15 protein-coding genes are annotated in these 15,808 nt (G+C 43.6%); 8 read left to right on the forward strand and 7 right to left on the reverse strand.

Annotation, left to right across the window (positions count from 1 at the left end; genetic code table 11):
• Positions 1-19: 19 nt before the first annotated feature.
• Complete coding sequence (locus tag ABE613_RS13185; protein WP_347376620.1) at positions 20-706, forward strand: DUF554 domain-containing protein; 687 nt, start codon at positions 20-22, stop codon at positions 704-706.
• Here the strand turns inward: ABE613_RS13185 and brnQ are convergent.
• Positions 693-1,853 carry a branched-chain amino acid transport system II carrier protein gene (gene brnQ / locus ABE613_RS13190; protein ID WP_347376621.1) on the reverse strand — a complete coding sequence of 387 codons (1,161 nt, stop codon included), beginning with the start codon at positions 1,851-1,853 and terminating at the stop codon, positions 693-695. The genes ABE613_RS13185 and brnQ overlap by 14 nt on opposite strands.
• Positions 1,854-2,063: 210 nt before the next feature.
• Between brnQ and ABE613_RS13195 the strand changes: the two genes are divergently transcribed.
• The 3 genes from ABE613_RS13195 to ABE613_RS13205 all read left to right on the forward strand — a co-directional run bounded on the left by ABE613_RS13195 (position 2,064) and on the right by ABE613_RS13205 (position 6,158).
• The gene (locus ABE613_RS13195) at positions 2,064-2,765 is read left to right on the forward strand and encodes a helix-turn-helix domain-containing protein (protein ID WP_347376622.1); all 702 of its coding nucleotides are present in this window, start codon (positions 2,064-2,066) and stop codon (positions 2,763-2,765) included.
• A gap of 18 nt (positions 2,766-2,783) precedes the next feature.
• Positions 2,784-3,335 carry a prolyl-tRNA synthetase associated domain-containing protein gene (locus tag ABE613_RS13200; RefSeq protein ID WP_347376623.1) on the forward strand — a complete coding sequence of 184 codons (552 nt, stop codon included), beginning with the start codon at positions 2,784-2,786 and terminating at the stop codon, positions 3,333-3,335.
• Positions 3,336-3,419: 84 nt separating this feature from the next.
• Entirely contained in the window at positions 3,420-6,158 is a 2,739-nt protein-coding gene (locus ABE613_RS13205) for an NYN domain-containing protein (RefSeq protein WP_347376624.1), read from the forward strand.
• A 37-nt stretch (positions 6,159-6,195) separates the two neighbouring features.
• On the opposite strand, the gene ABE613_RS13210 is transcribed toward ABE613_RS13205, so the two are convergent.
• Positions 6,196-7,521: an MATE family efflux transporter gene (locus ABE613_RS13210; RefSeq protein ID WP_347376625.1), complete on the reverse strand. Its 1,326-nt coding sequence runs from the start codon at positions 7,519-7,521 to the stop codon at positions 6,196-6,198.
• An 82-nt stretch (positions 7,522-7,603) separates the two neighbouring features.
• Between ABE613_RS13210 and ABE613_RS13215 the strand changes: the two genes are divergently transcribed.
• Complete coding sequence (locus ABE613_RS13215) at positions 7,604-8,416, forward strand: MerR family transcriptional regulator (RefSeq protein WP_347376626.1); 813 nt, start codon at positions 7,604-7,606, stop codon at positions 8,414-8,416.
• Here the strand turns inward: ABE613_RS13215 and ABE613_RS13220 are convergent.
• Positions 8,367-8,924, reverse strand: coding sequence for a TetR/AcrR family transcriptional regulator (locus tag ABE613_RS13220; RefSeq protein ID WP_235232718.1), 558 nt, complete (start codon positions 8,922-8,924; stop codon positions 8,367-8,369). The two genes, ABE613_RS13215 and ABE613_RS13220, sit on opposite strands and share 50 nt — an antisense overlap.
• A 149-nt stretch (positions 8,925-9,073) precedes the next feature.
• On the opposite strand from ABE613_RS13220, the gene ABE613_RS13225 reads away from it, so the two are divergent.
• The 3 genes from ABE613_RS13225 to ABE613_RS13235 are packed head-to-tail and all read left to right on the forward strand — an operon-like array spanning position 9,074 to position 12,373.
• Positions 9,074-9,937 (forward strand): DegV family protein, encoded by an 864-nt coding sequence (locus tag ABE613_RS13225; protein ID WP_235232717.1) that lies wholly within the window; start codon positions 9,074-9,076, stop codon positions 9,935-9,937.
• Between the two features lie 14 nt (positions 9,938-9,951).
• Positions 9,952-11,100, forward strand: a complete 1,149-nt coding sequence (gene fliB / locus ABE613_RS13230; RefSeq protein WP_235232716.1) for a flagellin lysine-N-methylase — start codon at positions 9,952-9,954, stop codon at positions 11,098-11,100.
• A complete protein-coding gene (locus ABE613_RS13235) occupies positions 11,066-12,373 on the forward strand; it encodes a M18 family aminopeptidase (protein ID WP_235232715.1) in 1,308 nt (435 codons plus the stop codon). The genes fliB and ABE613_RS13235 overlap by 35 nt, the downstream gene beginning before the upstream one ends.
• A gap of 8 nt (positions 12,374-12,381) precedes the next feature.
• Here the strand turns inward: ABE613_RS13235 and ABE613_RS13240 are convergent, their stop codons facing one another.
• Genes ABE613_RS13240 through thiF form a run of 4 tightly spaced genes read right to left on the reverse strand, consistent with a single transcriptional unit; the run spans position 12,382 to position 15,664 of the window.
• Positions 12,382-12,975: a thiamine phosphate synthase gene (locus tag ABE613_RS13240; protein ID WP_235232714.1), complete on the reverse strand. Its 594-nt coding sequence runs from the start codon at positions 12,973-12,975 to the stop codon at positions 12,382-12,384.
• Positions 12,968-14,182: a 2-iminoacetate synthase ThiH gene (gene thiH, locus ABE613_RS13245; RefSeq protein WP_347376627.1), complete on the reverse strand. Its 1,215-nt coding sequence runs from the start codon at positions 14,180-14,182 to the stop codon at positions 12,968-12,970. The genes ABE613_RS13240 and thiH overlap by 8 nt, the downstream gene beginning before the upstream one ends.
• A gap of 12 nt (positions 14,183-14,194) precedes the next feature.
• The gene (locus tag ABE613_RS13250) at positions 14,195-14,971 is read right to left on the reverse strand and encodes a thiazole synthase (RefSeq protein WP_235232712.1); all 777 of its coding nucleotides are present in this window, start codon (positions 14,969-14,971) and stop codon (positions 14,195-14,197) included.
• Between the two features lie 54 nt (positions 14,972-15,025).
• Positions 15,026-15,664 (reverse strand): sulfur carrier protein ThiS adenylyltransferase ThiF, encoded by a 639-nt coding sequence (gene thiF, locus ABE613_RS13255; protein WP_235232711.1) that lies wholly within the window; start codon positions 15,662-15,664, stop codon positions 15,026-15,028.
• Positions 15,665-15,808 lie beyond the last annotated feature (144 nt).

A 15,808-nucleotide genomic window follows, 5' to 3' on the forward strand; every position in this document is an offset into this window, starting at 1 on the left:
GAAAGGAACGAGAAATAAGATGTTAGGGACAATTGTGAATACAGGGACAATTCTTGTAGGGAGTGTTGCAGGAAGCGTATTGAAAAAGGGAATTGGAGAAAAATATGAAAATGCAATGTTTCAGGCCTGTGGACTTGCGGCTTTTGGAATTGGAATTAATGCAGTAGTATCCAATATGCCAAAAAGTGAATACCCGGTACTCTTTATCGTAAGCCTTGTATTAGGAAGTCTGATCGGAGCCAAATTGAACCTGGATGAACGGTTCAATCGCTTTGTGGACAGTCATTCCAAAGGGAATCTTGCGCAAGGACTTACAACGGGTATCTTGTTGTACTGTATCGGTTCATTGTCGATTGTAGGTCCGGTAATGAGTGCTCTCTATGGAGATAATACATATCTGTTTACCAACGCATCATTAGACATGGTGACAAGTACAGTGCTGGCATCTACCTATGGCATTGGGATGGCACTTGCAGCAGGGGTTCTGTTCTGTTGGCAAGGCAGTATCTTTCTGCTCACGAAATATCTGTCGGCAAGTTTTTTCTCTGATGAGATGGTAGCAGAATTATGTATAGTCGGTGGTTTCTTAATTATGTGTACCGGCTGCAGTATCCTGAATATTAAAAAGTTTAAGACGTTGGACATGCTGCCGGCATTATTTGTACCGATTCTCTTTTTTGTATGCAAAGAGATTATAGGATTCTAAGACTTAGCAGACTGATGCAAAATACCCCGAAAACGGTAAATCGATAGAACATATCCTTTGTAATACGTTTTTGGAATAATCCAAGGAATACCAGTAAGATTAATACCGGATAGAGAATACTTAAGATCGGGGAAGCAAGTTCCAGAATCCGGCTGATTCCAAAGTTTGAGATGATACAACTTGTGCCTGCAAATAAAAATACAAATGTACGATAGCTGATGTGGCCTTTTGTCTGCTTCTCAAAAAAGGAAGCGGCAGATGATAACAGACCGATCGCAGGTGTCATACAGGCAATACAGACCAGTATTCCCAGAAGAATCATTCCTTTTTTTCCTAAGAGGGACTTAGTGATTGCGATTAATAGTACAACCCGGTCAGTATCTGAAGGGTAGATACTGGATACGGTTGCTCCCAGATATGCCAGACCTCCATATACAACGAAAAGAATAACGGCAGCAATGACTCCGGACCGGGCAATCATATCAAATTGTTGTTTGGTGTCAGTGTAATGTTTTTGTTGCAGTGTAAGTAAAATAGAGGCAGAGAATATCATGGCAGCCATCACATCCATCGTCTGATAACCAGCATTAACACCGACCGCTACTGCGCTCTGCGTAGAGGCAGAAGCATCTATAGAACCAAGGGGTGACAGAATTCCTTTTACAATAAGTATCAGCAGTGCCAAAAGAATCAAAGGTGCAAAGACAGTTCCAATAATATCAATGACTTTAGACTGTTTCAGGCAGAATAAAACGACGATTGCAAAAAAGAGAATAGAAAAATATTTCCCGTCAAAGGACGGAAAGAATGGTGCTATCGAGAATTCATATGCAGTCGCGGCAGTACGTGGAATGGCAATCAATGGACCCAGGCAGAGTGCATTCAGTGTCAGAATCAGGCAAGAAGGGATCCTGCCCAGTCGTTCTGTAATTCCAGAAGCTCCTTTCCCTAATTTGGCAACAACGAGCAGTGTTAGAATACTTAATCCCATGTCCATGAACATAAAACATAAAAAACTTAAAAACCACTTTTGGCCTGTGATCAGTCCAAGATAAGGTGGAAAAATAAGATTCCCAGCGCCAAAGAACATGGCAAATATTGCAAATCCAATCACGAAGGTGTCTTTATATTGTCTTTGATTCATCATAATTTCCTCAGTATCTTTCCTTTAATATGATATTATTTTAACGTGAATAAAAGTGCCCGGCAAATTGATGAAAGTGTCTTGACAGGAAACTTTTTTCGTGTTTATGTATTAAAGAGAGACTTTTTCTGTAAATCATTAGTAAAAAAGTGATTTCAAATAAATTTGGGATATATTTCATAAAAAAAGTGATTTGTAAGAAACGGAGAGGTTATGAGTATTGACAAACGAGTGGGGAAAAATATTAAGAAATATCGTCTGGCATATAAGATGACTCTGGAAGAGCTGGCAAAGCAGATTCATAAGAGCAAATCTACAATCTCAAAATATGAAAAGGGTCTGATATCGCTGGATATGGCCACTTTGGAGGAAATTTCACAAGTGTTGAAGGTTGCTCCGTCACAGCTTCTGGCAGCAGAGGAAGATGAGTTTCATGCTGAAGAGCCAGAAGGAGAATTTTTTGATCGGCAGTATATGTATTCTTACGATGGAAGAAGTAAGAGAATCTTGAGAAGTATCATAGAGCGATACATATTGTCTGATTCGGGGCAGATGAGAATTCAGTTGTTTTATGATGTGAAGGATGTGCAGAATCCAGGAGACTGTAAAGCTTTGTATGCAGGGATGAGCAGAAAATATGAATTTATAGAGAATTATACACTTCAGAATCAGAATAATCCTACAGAACAGGTGCTGATTTGCTGCATTAACAGCCTAAGCCTTACAAACCGTAAGCTTGGAATGCTTACAGGTCTATCGTATAAGACGATGCTTCCGGTGGCAATCAAGGTAATGATTGCATCCTCTGTACTTAAGGAAGACAATGAGTTGATTGAAGGATTAAAATTAACCAAAGAAGATATAAAGATTTCCAAAAAATATAATTTATTTACGATTGATCAGTTCATGGAATAACGATTCAGGAGGAAAGAGATGGAATTGTATGAAGGACGCCCGTTGAATACAGATGGACGCAAAGAAAAAGAAATCAAAGTTTATGATGTGTTGGATGCTGCAGGAATTTCCTATGTCCGCGTAGATCATCCTCCAGTTGCTACGATTGAGGCATGTATGGGAGTAGATGAGGCACTTGGGATCGAGATCTGCAAGAATCTGTTCCTGTGCAACCGCCAGAAGACCGCATTCTATCTGCTGGTAATGCCGGGAAAGAAGTCACTGCAGACAAAGGAATTATCGAAGCAGATTCCTACATCCAGATTGTCCTTCGCATCGGCAGAAGATATGGAAAAATACCTAAATGTCACACCCGGTTCGGCAACCATTATGGGATTGATCTTCGACCCGGAGAACCGTGTACAGCTGCTGGTAGATGAAGAAGTGCTGCAAGATGAAGAATTCGCATGCCATCCTTGTGTGAACACATCCAGTATAAAAATGAAGACAACAGATGTATTCGGAAAATATCTGGAATTGGTACATCATGATTATATAAAAGTTGCGCTGACAGATGGGAATATACATTAATCATTAGTCGACTTCTGCCCCTTCCTGTGATATAATAATCAGGTTATTACAGATGATTATTTATTGCAGAAAGGGGCTTTTTCTATGGATGTGATATCTGAGAATAAACCCAAAAAACATATATGCGTAGGTATTCTTGCTCATGTAGATGCGGGAAAGACCACTCTTTCAGAAGGCCTTTTGTATCTCGGCGGAAAGATCAGAGAATTAGGGCGTGTGGATCATAAGAATGCCTATCTGGATACTTATGAACTGGAACGGAATCGGGGAATCACCATCTTCTCGAAACAGGCAGTCCTGGAACTTGGAAAGACACAGGTGACGCTTTTGGACACTCCGGGGCATGTGGATTTCTCGGCAGAGATGGAACGAACATTGCAGGTATTGGATTATGCAATCCTTGTGATTAGTGGAATGGACGGCGTGCAGGGACATACCCGTACTGTGTGGAATCTTCTGCGGCGTTACCAGATTCCGACCTTCCTTTTTGTAAACAAGATGGATCAGGATGGAACGGATCGGGAACAGCTGCTGGATGAATTAAAACATAGTCTGGATGAAGGCTGCATTGCCTTTGATGATGAGAAAGAGATACTATATGACAATCTGGCAACCTGTGAAGAGGAGGCTCTGGACGAATATCTGCAGACCGGAGAACTCTGTGAAGAGACGATTGCCCGATTGATCGTGCAGAGAAAAGTCTATCCATGTTATTTTGGCTCAGCGTTAAAATTGCAGGGAGTTCAAGAGTTCCTGGATGGAATGGAACGATATACGTTGCCTTATGCAGCGAAGGATTCTGCGCATTCTAAGGAATTTGGAGCAAAAGTGTTTAAGATATCCCGTGATTCGCAGGTGAATCGTCTGACGTACCTGAAGATTACCAGCGGAATCTTGAAGGTCAAATCCATGTTGTCCAATCATATGTCAGATCATGTAGAGGATGAAGAACGCTGGGAAGAAAAAGTGAATCAGATCCGTATCTATTCAGGAGAAAAGTATGAATTGATACAAGAAGCAGAAGCCGGACGTATCTGCGCGGTGACTGGTCTGAGTCATACCTATCCGGGAGAAGGTCTTGGCATAGAGAAGGAATCTCAGGCTCCGATGCTGGAACCGGTGCTGAATTATCGGATTCTGCTGCCGGAAGGCTGTGATGTACATACCATGTTACGGAATCTTCGGCAGCTTGAGGAAGAAGATCCGATGCTTCGGATCGTATGGAATGAAGAATTAGGAGAGATCTATGCCCGGCTTATGGGAGAAGTGCAGATTGAGATCTTGCAGAGCCTGATTCAGGAGCGCTTCCATGTGCTGGTATCCTTTGACACGGGAAATATTGTATATAAGGAAACAATTCGGAATAAGGTAGAAGGTGTGGGACACTTTGAGCCGCTTCGCCATTATGCGGAAGTTCATCTGATCATGGAACCGGGGAAAAAGGGCAGCGGTCTGGTTCTGGATACGAATTGTAGTGAAGATATGCTGGACAAGAACTGGCAGCGTCTGATCATGACCCATCTGGCAGAGAAGGAGCATCGCGGAGTGCTGACAGGTGCTGTGATTACGGATATGAAGATTACTCTGGCAGCAGGACGAGCCCATCAGAAGCATACAGAGGGTGGAGATTTCCGTCAGGCAACCTATCGTGCCGTGCGTCAGGGACTGATGCAGGCAGAGAGCGTTCTTCTGGAGCCGTATTATGAGTTTTGTCTGGAAGTTCCGTCTGAGATGGTGGGACGTGCTATGACGGATATCCAGAAGATGTCCGGCGAATTTCAGCCGCCTCAGACGCATGGTGAGATGGCGATTCTGACTGGAAGTGCGCCGGTAGCAACGATGCGGGATTACCAGAGAGAAGTCAACAGTTATTCCAGAGGCCGCGGAAAGCTGACCTGTACGTTCAGAGGGTATGAACCTTGCCATAATGCAGAAGAGGTGATTGAGATTAGTGGATACGAACCGGACAGAGATCTGGATAACCCGACCGGTTCCGTATTCTGTTCTCATGGCGCAGGATTCGTAGTTCCTTGGAATCAGGTTCCCGAATATATGCATATTGAAAGCCAGCTGGAAAAGGAAGAGAAGCTGTTGCAGCCGAAGACTGTGAGCCATACAGGGAATCGCTCAGACAAGGGAAGAAGCCGCCAGGCGCTTTTAAGTCGTCAGGAAGAGAAAGAATTAGAAGAGATATTTATCCGAACCTATGGAAAAGTAGAGCGCAGGTTAAGCCCTGCGTCCAGAACGGTAAGTGCTGAAAAAGAGAGACATACGAAGAAGAAAGAAGAGATTCAGGAGTATCTTCTGGTAGATGGTTATAATGTTATATTTGCATGGGATGATCTTAAGGAACTGGCAAAGGAGAATATCGAAGCAGCGAGAAATAAGCTGATGGATGTTCTGTGCAATTATCAGGGCTTTAAGAAATGTGTAGTCATACTGGTCTTTGATGCTTATAAGGTGGATGGCTATGCGCTGGAGATCCAGAAGTATCACAATATCCACGTGGTATACACCAAGGAAGCAGAGACGGCGGATCAGTATATTGAGAAGGTCGTTCATCAGATTGGAAAGAAATATCACGTAACGGTTGTTACGTCAGACGGTGTAGAACAGGTCGTTACTCTGGGACAGGGAGGAACACTGATCTCATCCAGGGAATTCCGGGAAGAAGTAGAGATTGTCAGACGTCAGATCCGGGAGGAGTATGAAAGCCGCCGCGAAAGTAATAAGAATTATCTGTTCGACCATATGGATGCCAAGATGGCCGAAGAGATGGAAGATATAAGATTAGGAAGAAAAGAAAGAATAGGAGAAGATTAGTTATGCATCCGACATTCCTGTTTTGATTGGAGGGTCATTAAGAATGGGTGCATGTTGACCGGTAATACATGAATAATACCAGTGTAAGTACCAGACACATTCCTTCTGCAAGTGTTGCTGCCATCCAGATACCATTTCCCCCAAGAAGTCTTGTCAGGATCCGGAGACTTATGGCAACAAAGATGAATCCTCTTCCCAGAGAGATGGCCATGGCAGACTTGGGATATTCGATTGCAGTAAAGAATCCGCCAATAATCACGTTAAAACCACAGAGCAGAAAGGAGTAAGAAAATGTATAAAAGATTCTTACAGAATCGGCCCGAAGTTGTGCTAATTCCGGTGAGATGAACAAGTTTACAAGTGGACTTGCTATCATTCGGGATATTAGAAAAGCTGCAATGGAAAATACAGTCCCAAAGCAAAGAGCATATTTTAAAAGACGATGATAATTCTGTGGCATCTTCCTGCCATAATGATAGCTGACCAGAGGTTGAATTCCCTGAGCGATACCTGCCATCGACATGACCACAATGGTACTGACGTAGGTGACAATGGTATAGCTTACAATGGATTCTTCGCCTAGATATGCGAGAATCGACTGGTTGAACAGGAAGATGACAATTCCTGCTGAGAATTCTGTGATTCCAGAAGACAGACCGATCTTTATGGTACGCCACATAAGAGACAGAGATGGCGTGAACCTCACCAGTTTCATATGGGTCTTGGTACTGCAAAAGTGAGTCAGATACAGTAATACAACACACAGTTGTGAGAGACCTGTCGCAAATGCTGCGCCCCAGACTCCTTTGTGAAAAGCGATGACAAACAGATAATCCAGAATACAGTTGAGAATCGTTCCGGTAGTGACGATAATCGTTGCTTTCATAGGATAACCATCGGTCTTAATCAATACCTCCAGCGAATAAGAACAGATAAAAAAGACGCTGAAGCATGCAATCGTTTTCAGGTATGTCTGGACGTAATCCATGGTGAGTTCCGTTGCTCCCAGGAATAACGCAATCTCTTCGGATTTCCACAGGACGATCCATGTAATCAACAGAGACACAATAATGGCGGTCAGAATATTATGGGTAAATACTTCCCTTGCTCTTGCATCTTCTTTTTCTCCTAACAGCATGGCAATGATGGTAGAGGAACCTACGGAAAATAATAATGCCACGGAGAAAAGGAAGGTAACGAATGGCATGGCAATATTGACACCGGACAAAGCCAGTTCAGATACTCCTCTGGCAACGAACATGCCATCTATCATCGTGTAAAGTGCATATACCCATTGGGCAACTAGCGATGGAATGATAAAACGAAAGAAATCATGAAGTAATGATTTTCCTTCTAACTTCATAGTAAAACCTCCTTGTTGTATTCTATACTAAACCTTGGTATAATACTAAGGTCAAGTGAAAATGAAAGAAAAAAGGATTTATATGAAGAAATATTTTAAAATCGGAGAGATATCACAGCTATACCATATCGGGGCAGATTCTCTGAGATATTATGAAAAACTGGGAATACTAAAGCCAAAGCGTGGAGAGAATCAGTATCGTCTCTACCATCTGGATGATATCTGGCGGTTGAATGTTATTCGTGAATTGAGAGAACTTGGTTTTTCCATGGAACAGATTGGGGATTACCTGAAGCATCATACGGTTAGTTCTACGAAAGAACTGTTGATGGAAGAGCTTCATATGATCGAAGAGAAGCAGGAGAAGTTGAGGCAACTACAGAAGAATGTAGAAGAACGTATTGAAACTCTTTCAGAATGTGAAGAAAAAGTGCTTGGAGTCGTGCAGTTACAGCAATTGCCAGATCGAAGCTGTTATTATATCGAGAAAGGATATGAGCGGGATGAAGAGATGGATGTGCTGATCAAGCAGCTTCTGAATAAGAATCCCGATAAATCCTATATCATAGGAAGCAATCATATCGGTTCTGTAATCTTGGCAGAAAGTGCAAGGAACCAAAGATGCCGGGAATATGAAGGTGTGTTTATCATAGATACGGAGGGCGATATGGTCATACCGGGCGGAGAATACCTTACCATCAGTTACCGGGGCAATTGCAACCAGAATTATCAGTGTCTCCCCAGGTTGCTTGCTTATGCGAAAGAACATGGGTATCGGATGGTCGGTGATGTGTATGAGATCCTCTGGGTGGATATCCATGTATCTGGAAGAGAAGAAGAACACATTACAGAGTTACAGATTCGGGTTGAGGAGAAGGCACGATTCGATACATGATCTCTGCCAATTCTTCTGGTGATTCTTTAAAACCATTCGAGGACCAGGTAATATAAAGGTTATACAATGCACCGGCAAAAGCCTGAAGACAGTAATAGAGTTCGATGCTGTCTCCTGGGTGATACCAGGTCTCCAGGACATACTGACTGATTGCATTCAGGAGCATATGGCTTAGACCGCTTTTGAAGAGACTGTCAATAAATTCCTGATGTGCTTCAAAGTAAGAAAAACAGTGCAGAAGATTTTCTGAAGAATAGAAATGTTTGTCCAGTGACAGAGATTTTGCTTCCTGCTTGTAATTCATCAAAGCATCTTCCAGATAGGAAGCAAATATATCTTCTTTGGACTGATAATTACGGTAATAAGTCATTCGGGAGACGCCGGCCTTTTCTGTCAGTTCGCAGACCGATATAGCGGATAAAGGTTTTTCCTTTAATAATTGGATCAGTGCGGTAACAATGCATTCCTTTGCAAGGATATTAGATTGATTTTTCCGTTCTTTATTCATGAACAAAACCCCCTGATTTGTAACAGTTATTAGTAATTATCTTGAATTAAAAATTCTGAGATGTTACAATTTGTCACATCTAATTATAAATAGAATGGGAATTTATTTCAAGTTGTAAAAGAATATTTGAAACAGGAGGATATAAGTGGATGAAAACGGCAGTCGTAACAGACAGTAACAGTGGAATTACACAGGAAGAAGCAAAAAAGGAAGGGATATTCATTCTCCCTATGCCAGTCATTGTTGATGGAGTAACGAGATATGAGGGGCAGGATCTTACTCAGGAGATGTTCTATGGAAGCCTCACGAGCGGAATCGATGTCACAACATCCCAGCCTTCTCCGGGGGATGTGATGGATCTGTGGGATAAGGTGTTGGCCGGGGGATATGAAGAACTGGTATATATTCCGATGTCCAGCGGACTGAGTAATTCCTGTGAAACTGCGATTCTCTTGTCCGATGATTATGATGGTAAAGTTCAGGTCGTAGATAATCACAGAATCTCTGTTACGCAGAGAGAAGCTGTTATGGAAGCCGTGAGGCTTGTTGCTGCAGGAACATCTGCGAAGGCAGTCAAAGAAGATCTGGAAGCAAGAGCTTATGATTCTAGTATTTATATTACAGTGGATACATTGGAATATCTGAAAAAAGGCGGCAGAGTCACTCCGGCAGGTGCAGCTATAGGAGCAGTGCTCAATATCAAACCAGTCCTTACTATACAGGGAGAACGTCTGGATGCATTTGCAAAAGTTCGTGGGATGCGTAAAGGAAAGGATAAGATGATCGAAGCTCTAAAGAAAGATATAGAAGAAAGATTTTCAGAGATGGACAGAAGTCGAATAAGGATTGGCACAGCAGGAGCGGGATTGACGGCCGCAGAAGCAGAGGAATGGTGCAGCGAAGTGGGAAAGGCTTTCCCATGGGCAGAAGTTTATTATAATCCTTTGTCTATGTGTATTGCAACGCATACCGGACCGGGGGCTATAGGGATCGGATTTAGTATTGTTAAGTAAAGGGACAAAATGATATGTTGTATACAATTCCAGATTATTATCATATGTTTACCTGTACAGCAGATCAATGTGAAGACACCTGTTGTGCAGGATGGCAGATCGTAGTTGATAAGAGATCTTTGCACCGCTATAAGAAAGTAAAGGGGAATTATCGAAGAAAGCTGTTTCGGTCCATAGACTGGAGAAAGGAGACATTTCGACAGTCAGAAGAGAAAAGATGTGCATTTCTGAATAAAGATAATCTGTGTGATATGTATTGCAATCTGGGAAAGGACAGTCTATGTAAAACTTGCCGCCTATATCCCCGCCATGTAGAAGAATTTGAAGGCGTCCGGGAGATTACTTTATCGGTGTCTTGCCCAGAAGTGGCAAGGATTCTCTTGTCAAAGGAAGAACCGGTGACCTTTTTAAATTTTGAAAAAGATGGAGAAGAAGAGTACGATGATTATGATCCGTTTCTCTATTCAAAGCTGGTAGAAGGCCGGGAGATTATGGTGAAGATTCTCCAGAACCGTGAGATCAGTCTGGAATTAAGGGCTGGTCTTGTACTCGGGATTGCCCATGATATGCAGGTGCGAATCAAAAAGGGCGATATATTTTCCTGTGATGAAGTATTTGTAAAATATCAGACAGAATCGGCACGGGAATTCGTCCGCATGAAGATGGAAGAGGGCAGCAATCATAGAGAACAGAGATACACATGGGCAAAGAACATGTTCGAGCATCTGTATTCCCTGGAATTGCTTCGGGAAGAATGGCTGATACAGTTAAAGGAAACGGAGCATGCTCTGTATACGGCAGGTTCCCTTAGATATGAAGCATTACATCAGGAATTCCGAAACTGGATGGAGGAAAATATGCCACAGTGGAAGATACAGAGGGAACAGTTACTGGTATATTTTATCTTTACATATTTTTGTGGTGCTGTCTATGATGGACAGGCTTATAATAAGGTACAGATGTCAGTCACCAGTGTGTTTTTAATTCGGGAAATTCTGTTGTCTCGTTGGATTAAAAATGAGAAGCAATTGGATTTCGAGGATGTAGTGAATGTTGTCTATCGATATTCGAGAGAAATAGAACATTCGGATCAGAATCTGGAATTGATGGAGAAAGGAAATAGAACCTATGGATACAGTACAGAAATTATTTACTTTCATTGAGAAGAGTCCCAGCCCATTTCATGCGATTGAAAATATGAAGCAAGAATTAGAGGGGCAGGGTTATATTCAGCTTTTGGAAGGAAGTGCCTGGAAACTGGAAGAAGGCGGCAACTATTATGTGATTCGTAATAGTTCCGCAATCATTGCATTTCGGATTCCTAAGAGAGATTTTCTTGGTTTTCAGATTATGGCAAGCCACAGCGACTCCCCAAGTTTTCGTATTAAGGAGTATCCAGAGATGGAAGTGGAGAACCATTATGTGAAGTTAAATGTGGAAAAATATGGGGGGATGCTCTGCGCTCCCTGGCTGGATCGTCCGCTGTCAGTTGCAGGGCGGCTGGTTATCAGGGAGGGGAATCGTCTTGTTACGAAGCTGGTCAATGTGGACCGTGACTTATGCATGATTCCGAATCTTGCGATCCACATGAATCGAGAAGCCAATGAAGGCTATAAGTACAATGCCCAGAAGGACATGCTTCCGCTGTATGGTTGTGAATCAGCCAAAGGGACCTTCATGGCGCGGGTCGCAGAGGCGGCAGGTGTGGAGGAAGAAGACATTGTTGGAAATGATCTGTTCTTATATAACCGTATGAAAGGAAGTGTCTGGGGAGCATCCGAAGAATATATTTCGATTGGACGTCTGGATGATCTGCAGTGTGCATTTGCATCTTTGCAGGCATTTCTGCAGGCAGCAGATGGCGAAAGTATTCCAGTTCATTGCGTGTTTGATAATGAAGAGGTTGGAAGTAGCACGAAGCAGGGAGCCGGATCGACATTTTTATTCGATACACTTCTTAGGATTAATGAAAGCCTTGGGAGGACATCCAGTCAATACCGACAGGCTCTGGCGTCCAGTTTTATGTTGTCTGCTGACAATGCTCATGGCGTGCACCCGAATCAGCCGGATAAGGCCTGCCCGACGAACCGGCCTTATCCGAATGGTGGAGTTGTGATAAAGTTCAGCGCCAATCAGAAGTATACGACCGATGGAATGGCAGCAGCAATCTTCACACAGCTCTGTGAGAGGGCGAAAGTTCCATATCAGACCTATGTGAACCGATCGGATATCCTTGGAGGCTCTACACTCGGAAACATATCGGGAACCCAGGTAGCTGTCAATACGATAGATATTGGATTAGCACAGCTTGCAATGCATTCTCCTTATGAGACCGGCGGAGCGAAAGATACGGATTATCTGATCAGGGTTGCTAAGGAATTCTATCAGTCATCTGTCGTGGAAAATGGACCGGGAGAATATACAATGGAATGGTGAGAGAAGAATTACAGCTTCATCATTCCGGACATAATGCATCCACCTCTGGCGCCGCAGGATAGTACTTCGGATAACTGCTGCGCATCTGGATGTATTCCGCCAATAGCATAGACAGGTATGTCCACACTCTGGCATACCTGTCTTAAAAAATCTGTTCCTCGCGGGGGCAGATTTTTTTTACAGTCTGTGGCATAGATATGACCGGCTGTCAGATAAGCAGCGCCAAGTACCTGGGCTTTCTTAGCATCTTCGACGGAATGGACGGAGGTGCCGATGACAGAAAAGTGCTTAAGAATGGCAGGATGCTCCTGTCGGTAATCCTGAAGCAGATGAAGCGGCAGATGGATGGATGTGCAGTGCAGTTCATGTGCAATTTCCAGAAAGCTATGGAGAATGCAGGGAACATGATTGGCGTTACAGATATCCATTATCTCACGCGCCAGTACACGGTATTCTTCTTCCGGAAGATCCTTTTCCCTTAAGATTACTGCTTTCGGATGTAAGCGGCAGATCCGCGCAATCTGTTCCGGCAATGGCCGGGAGCAGATCGTGCGGTTGCTGACTGCGATGATATTCTGATATATATTTTCTCCTTTATACATATACATAATCATTCATGACTGGCTGGAGATCATGCTCCAGAAGGGCGTTGTATACTTCATCAACGGATCTTCCGTCAGAGATCTCGAACTGGTCGTCTCCTTTTTCTTCAATCTCATCGACATGGCTGCCGATTCCGGTGCTGACACCGGCAGATATCTTGGTGGCCGCAATATTTACCAGATTGTCACGGACACGGGCACATTCACGGGTGGATACAGTGATGCTTGCAAATGGCATGAAGAGCCGGTAAGCACATACCACCTGAAGAAGCTGAGGTTCGTGAACATCTTTTGGATTGATGCGGTCATTATTAATGATCGGACGAAGCCTTGGACAGGAGAATGCAATCTCTGCATGAGGGTATTTGCGCTGCAGAAGATAGGCATGATATCCGGTGGCAAATGCATCCTTGCGGAAGTCATCCAGACCAAGAAGAGCAGCGAATCCGACTCCTCGCATGCCACCCTTTAAGGCACGTTCCTGTGCATTCAGACGATAAGGGAAGATCCGCTTATGTCCGGCAAGATGAAGCGTCTCGTACTTGTCTGAATTATAGGTTTCCTGGAATACGGTCACATAATCGGCACCGCATTCGTGAAGGTATGCATATTCATCGGAGTTCATCGGATACACTTCGAGGCCGATGACCTTGAAGTATTTTCTTGCGATCTTGCAGGCTTCTCCAATGTATTTTACATCAGACATTTTACGACTTTCACCGGTCAAAATCAAGATTTCCTGAAGACCTGTCCTGGCAATGGCAGCCATCTCCAGTTCAATCTCTCGGTCATTTAATTTGGCGCGGTTGATCTTATTGTGACAGTTAAATCCACAGTAGATGCAGTAGTTTTCACAATAGTTGGCAATATAAAGGGGCGTAAACATATTGACACTGTTGCCAAAATGCTTTCTTGTCTCCTTCCGTGCAGCCTGTGCGATCTCTTCCAGAAGTGGAAGTGCAGCAGGAGAAAGAAGAGCTTTAAAATCTTCCGGTGTCCGATTATCTCTGGCAAGAGCCTGTCTTACGTCGGCTTCTGTATATTGGTCATAATCATATTGATTCATCTCAGAGATGACTCGGTCCATAACATCTGATTCTAATACTTCCATATCAGGAAGATAGGTCATATGATCGATCCGGTTTTTCTTCTGGTCTTCCAGTATCTCTTCACTTAAGATACTTTCATTTACGTGTTCATCCTTCATCTGTACACCTCCTTAATCCTGTAAGAATCCGGTCAGCGGGGAAGAAGCACTGGCGCCTTTTTCAATCGTCCGTCCAAGACCAGACAGATATGCACTTCTTCCGGCCTCGATTGCCTTTTTAAATGCTTCTGCCATTACCGGAATGTCACCGGCAGTGGCAATGGCAGTATTAGCCATGACTGCAGAGGCACCCATCTCCATAGCTTCACAGGCCTGAGAAGGGCGACCGATACCGGCATCTACAATAATTGGAAGATCGATCTCGTCAATTAGAATCTGGATGAAATCTTTGGTGCAGAGCCCCTTGTTGGAGCCGATTGGAGAGCCAAGCGGCATAATGCAGGCAGCGCCGGCGTTTGCAAGGTCTCTGGCAGCATTCAGATCCGGATACATGTATGGCATTACTACGAATCCCTCTTTTGCCAGGATTTCCGTAGCTTTGATGGTCTCATAGTTATCCGGCAGCAGATATTTGGAGTCGTGGATAACTTCGATCTTCACAAAGTCTCCGCAGCCGACTTCACGGGAAAGACGGGCAATACGGACTGCTTCTTCTGCATTTCTGGCTCCGGAAGTGTTGGGCAGGAGCGTTACATTATCCGGGATATAATCCAGGATGTTGGCAAGTCCACCTTCGTTTGCACGGCGAAGTGCCAGTGTGATAATCTGTGCTTCTGCCTTCTCGATGCAGGCTTTCACAAGTTCTAAGGAGAATTTCCCGGAACCCAGGATAAAGCGGGAAGTAAATTCATGTCCGCCTAGGATAAATTTATCGTCATTCTGATTCATAGATGTTTCCTTCTTTCTTTGATTATTCATAGTTTTCGATGCTTTTTTTGAAGATTATACGCTGGTTTCGCCCAGAAGGAGTCGTGTAATCATATTTGCTTCGTGGGCGGCACAGATAGCAACCCGCGGAGCCATGAGTCCATTTCCGGCAGAAGGTTCGGTGGTCTCATCCCCACAGAGATAGAAGTTGGAAGTGACCCTCCGGGTGCGGATGGAATTACTGCTTCCATATCCTGCCATACCGGAACCGGATACCAGCTTCTTTTCAGGAAAATGTTCCAGGATTCCATTGACCAGCAAAGCCTTGGCCTCCGGACGGTCGAAGGCTTCGCAGATAATAGAATCATTCTGAAATAATTCCGGCAGATTCTCTTCTGTGACTTTTACACAGTCTGTGCGGATATCCAGGTAGGGATTGATCCGCAGAAGCTGTGGTTTCAGAGCATCGGTCTTATACATACCGATATGCTCTGTAAAGTATTGTTGACGATTCAGATTCGTAATGTCTACGACATCAAAATCAATCAGATGCAAGTGTCCGACGCCGATACGGGACAGTGCAAATGCAACATTAGATCCAAGTCCGCCAAGACCTGCAATGGCAACTCTTCCCTGAGACAGTAATTCCTGAACCTGTGGGGAATGACGCTCATTGAGTGCTTCATAGATCTGTTCTTTTGTAAGTTGTTTCATATTCTAGCCCCCTCCTACAAAACGGTACTGTAAAGTTTTACAGTCCTATTTTTCTTTAAAACCTTATATTTTCAAGGACTTCACCACTTTTTGCATATAAAAAAGCAATGACCCCCTTTTTCGTGTATAATGTAGGCTACCAAA

The sequence above is a fragment of the Dorea chungnamensis genome (assembly GCF_039832125.1).
Lineage (GTDB): Bacteria > Bacillota > Clostridia > Lachnospirales > Lachnospiraceae > JAFBIX01.

What these genes read in the sequence shown, in the direction of transcription:
- ABE613_RS13185 (WP_347376620.1), top strand. Translation starts at nt 20, where the DNA reads ATGTTAGGGACAATTGTGAATACAGGGACAATTCTTGTAGGGAGTGTT.
- brnQ (WP_347376621.1), bottom strand. Translation starts at nt 1,853, where the DNA reads ATGATGAATCAAAGACAATATAAAGACACCTTCGTGATTGGATTTGCA.
- ABE613_RS13195 (WP_347376622.1), top strand. Translation starts at nt 2,064, where the DNA reads ATGAGTATTGACAAACGAGTGGGGAAAAATATTAAGAAATATCGTCTG.
- ABE613_RS13200 (WP_347376623.1), top strand. Translation starts at nt 2,784, where the DNA reads ATGGAATTGTATGAAGGACGCCCGTTGAATACAGATGGACGCAAAGAA.
- ABE613_RS13205 (WP_347376624.1), top strand. Translation starts at nt 3,420, where the DNA reads ATGGATGTGATATCTGAGAATAAACCCAAAAAACATATATGCGTAGGT.
- ABE613_RS13210 (WP_347376625.1), bottom strand. Translation starts at nt 7,521, where the DNA reads ATGAAGTTAGAAGGAAAATCATTACTTCATGATTTCTTTCGTTTTATC.
- ABE613_RS13215 (WP_347376626.1), top strand. Translation starts at nt 7,604, where the DNA reads ATGAAGAAATATTTTAAAATCGGAGAGATATCACAGCTATACCATATC.
- ABE613_RS13220 (WP_235232718.1), bottom strand. Translation starts at nt 8,924, where the DNA reads ATGAATAAAGAACGGAAAAATCAATCTAATATCCTTGCAAAGGAATGC.
- ABE613_RS13225 (WP_235232717.1), top strand. Translation starts at nt 9,074, where the DNA reads ATGAAAACGGCAGTCGTAACAGACAGTAACAGTGGAATTACACAGGAA.
- fliB (WP_235232716.1), top strand. Translation starts at nt 9,952, where the DNA reads ATGTTGTATACAATTCCAGATTATTATCATATGTTTACCTGTACAGCA.
- ABE613_RS13235 (WP_235232715.1), top strand. Translation starts at nt 11,066, where the DNA reads ATGGATACAGTACAGAAATTATTTACTTTCATTGAGAAGAGTCCCAGC.
- ABE613_RS13240 (WP_235232714.1), bottom strand. Translation starts at nt 12,975, where the DNA reads ATGTATAAAGGAGAAAATATATATCAGAATATCATCGCAGTCAGCAAC.
- thiH (WP_347376627.1), bottom strand. Translation starts at nt 14,182, where the DNA reads ATGAAGGATGAACACGTAAATGAAAGTATCTTAAGTGAAGAGATACTG.
- ABE613_RS13250 (WP_235232712.1), bottom strand. Translation starts at nt 14,971, where the DNA reads ATGAATCAGAATGACGATAAATTTATCCTAGGCGGACATGAATTTACT.
- thiF (WP_235232711.1), bottom strand. Translation starts at nt 15,664, where the DNA reads ATGAAACAACTTACAAAAGAACAGATCTATGAAGCACTCAATGAGCGT.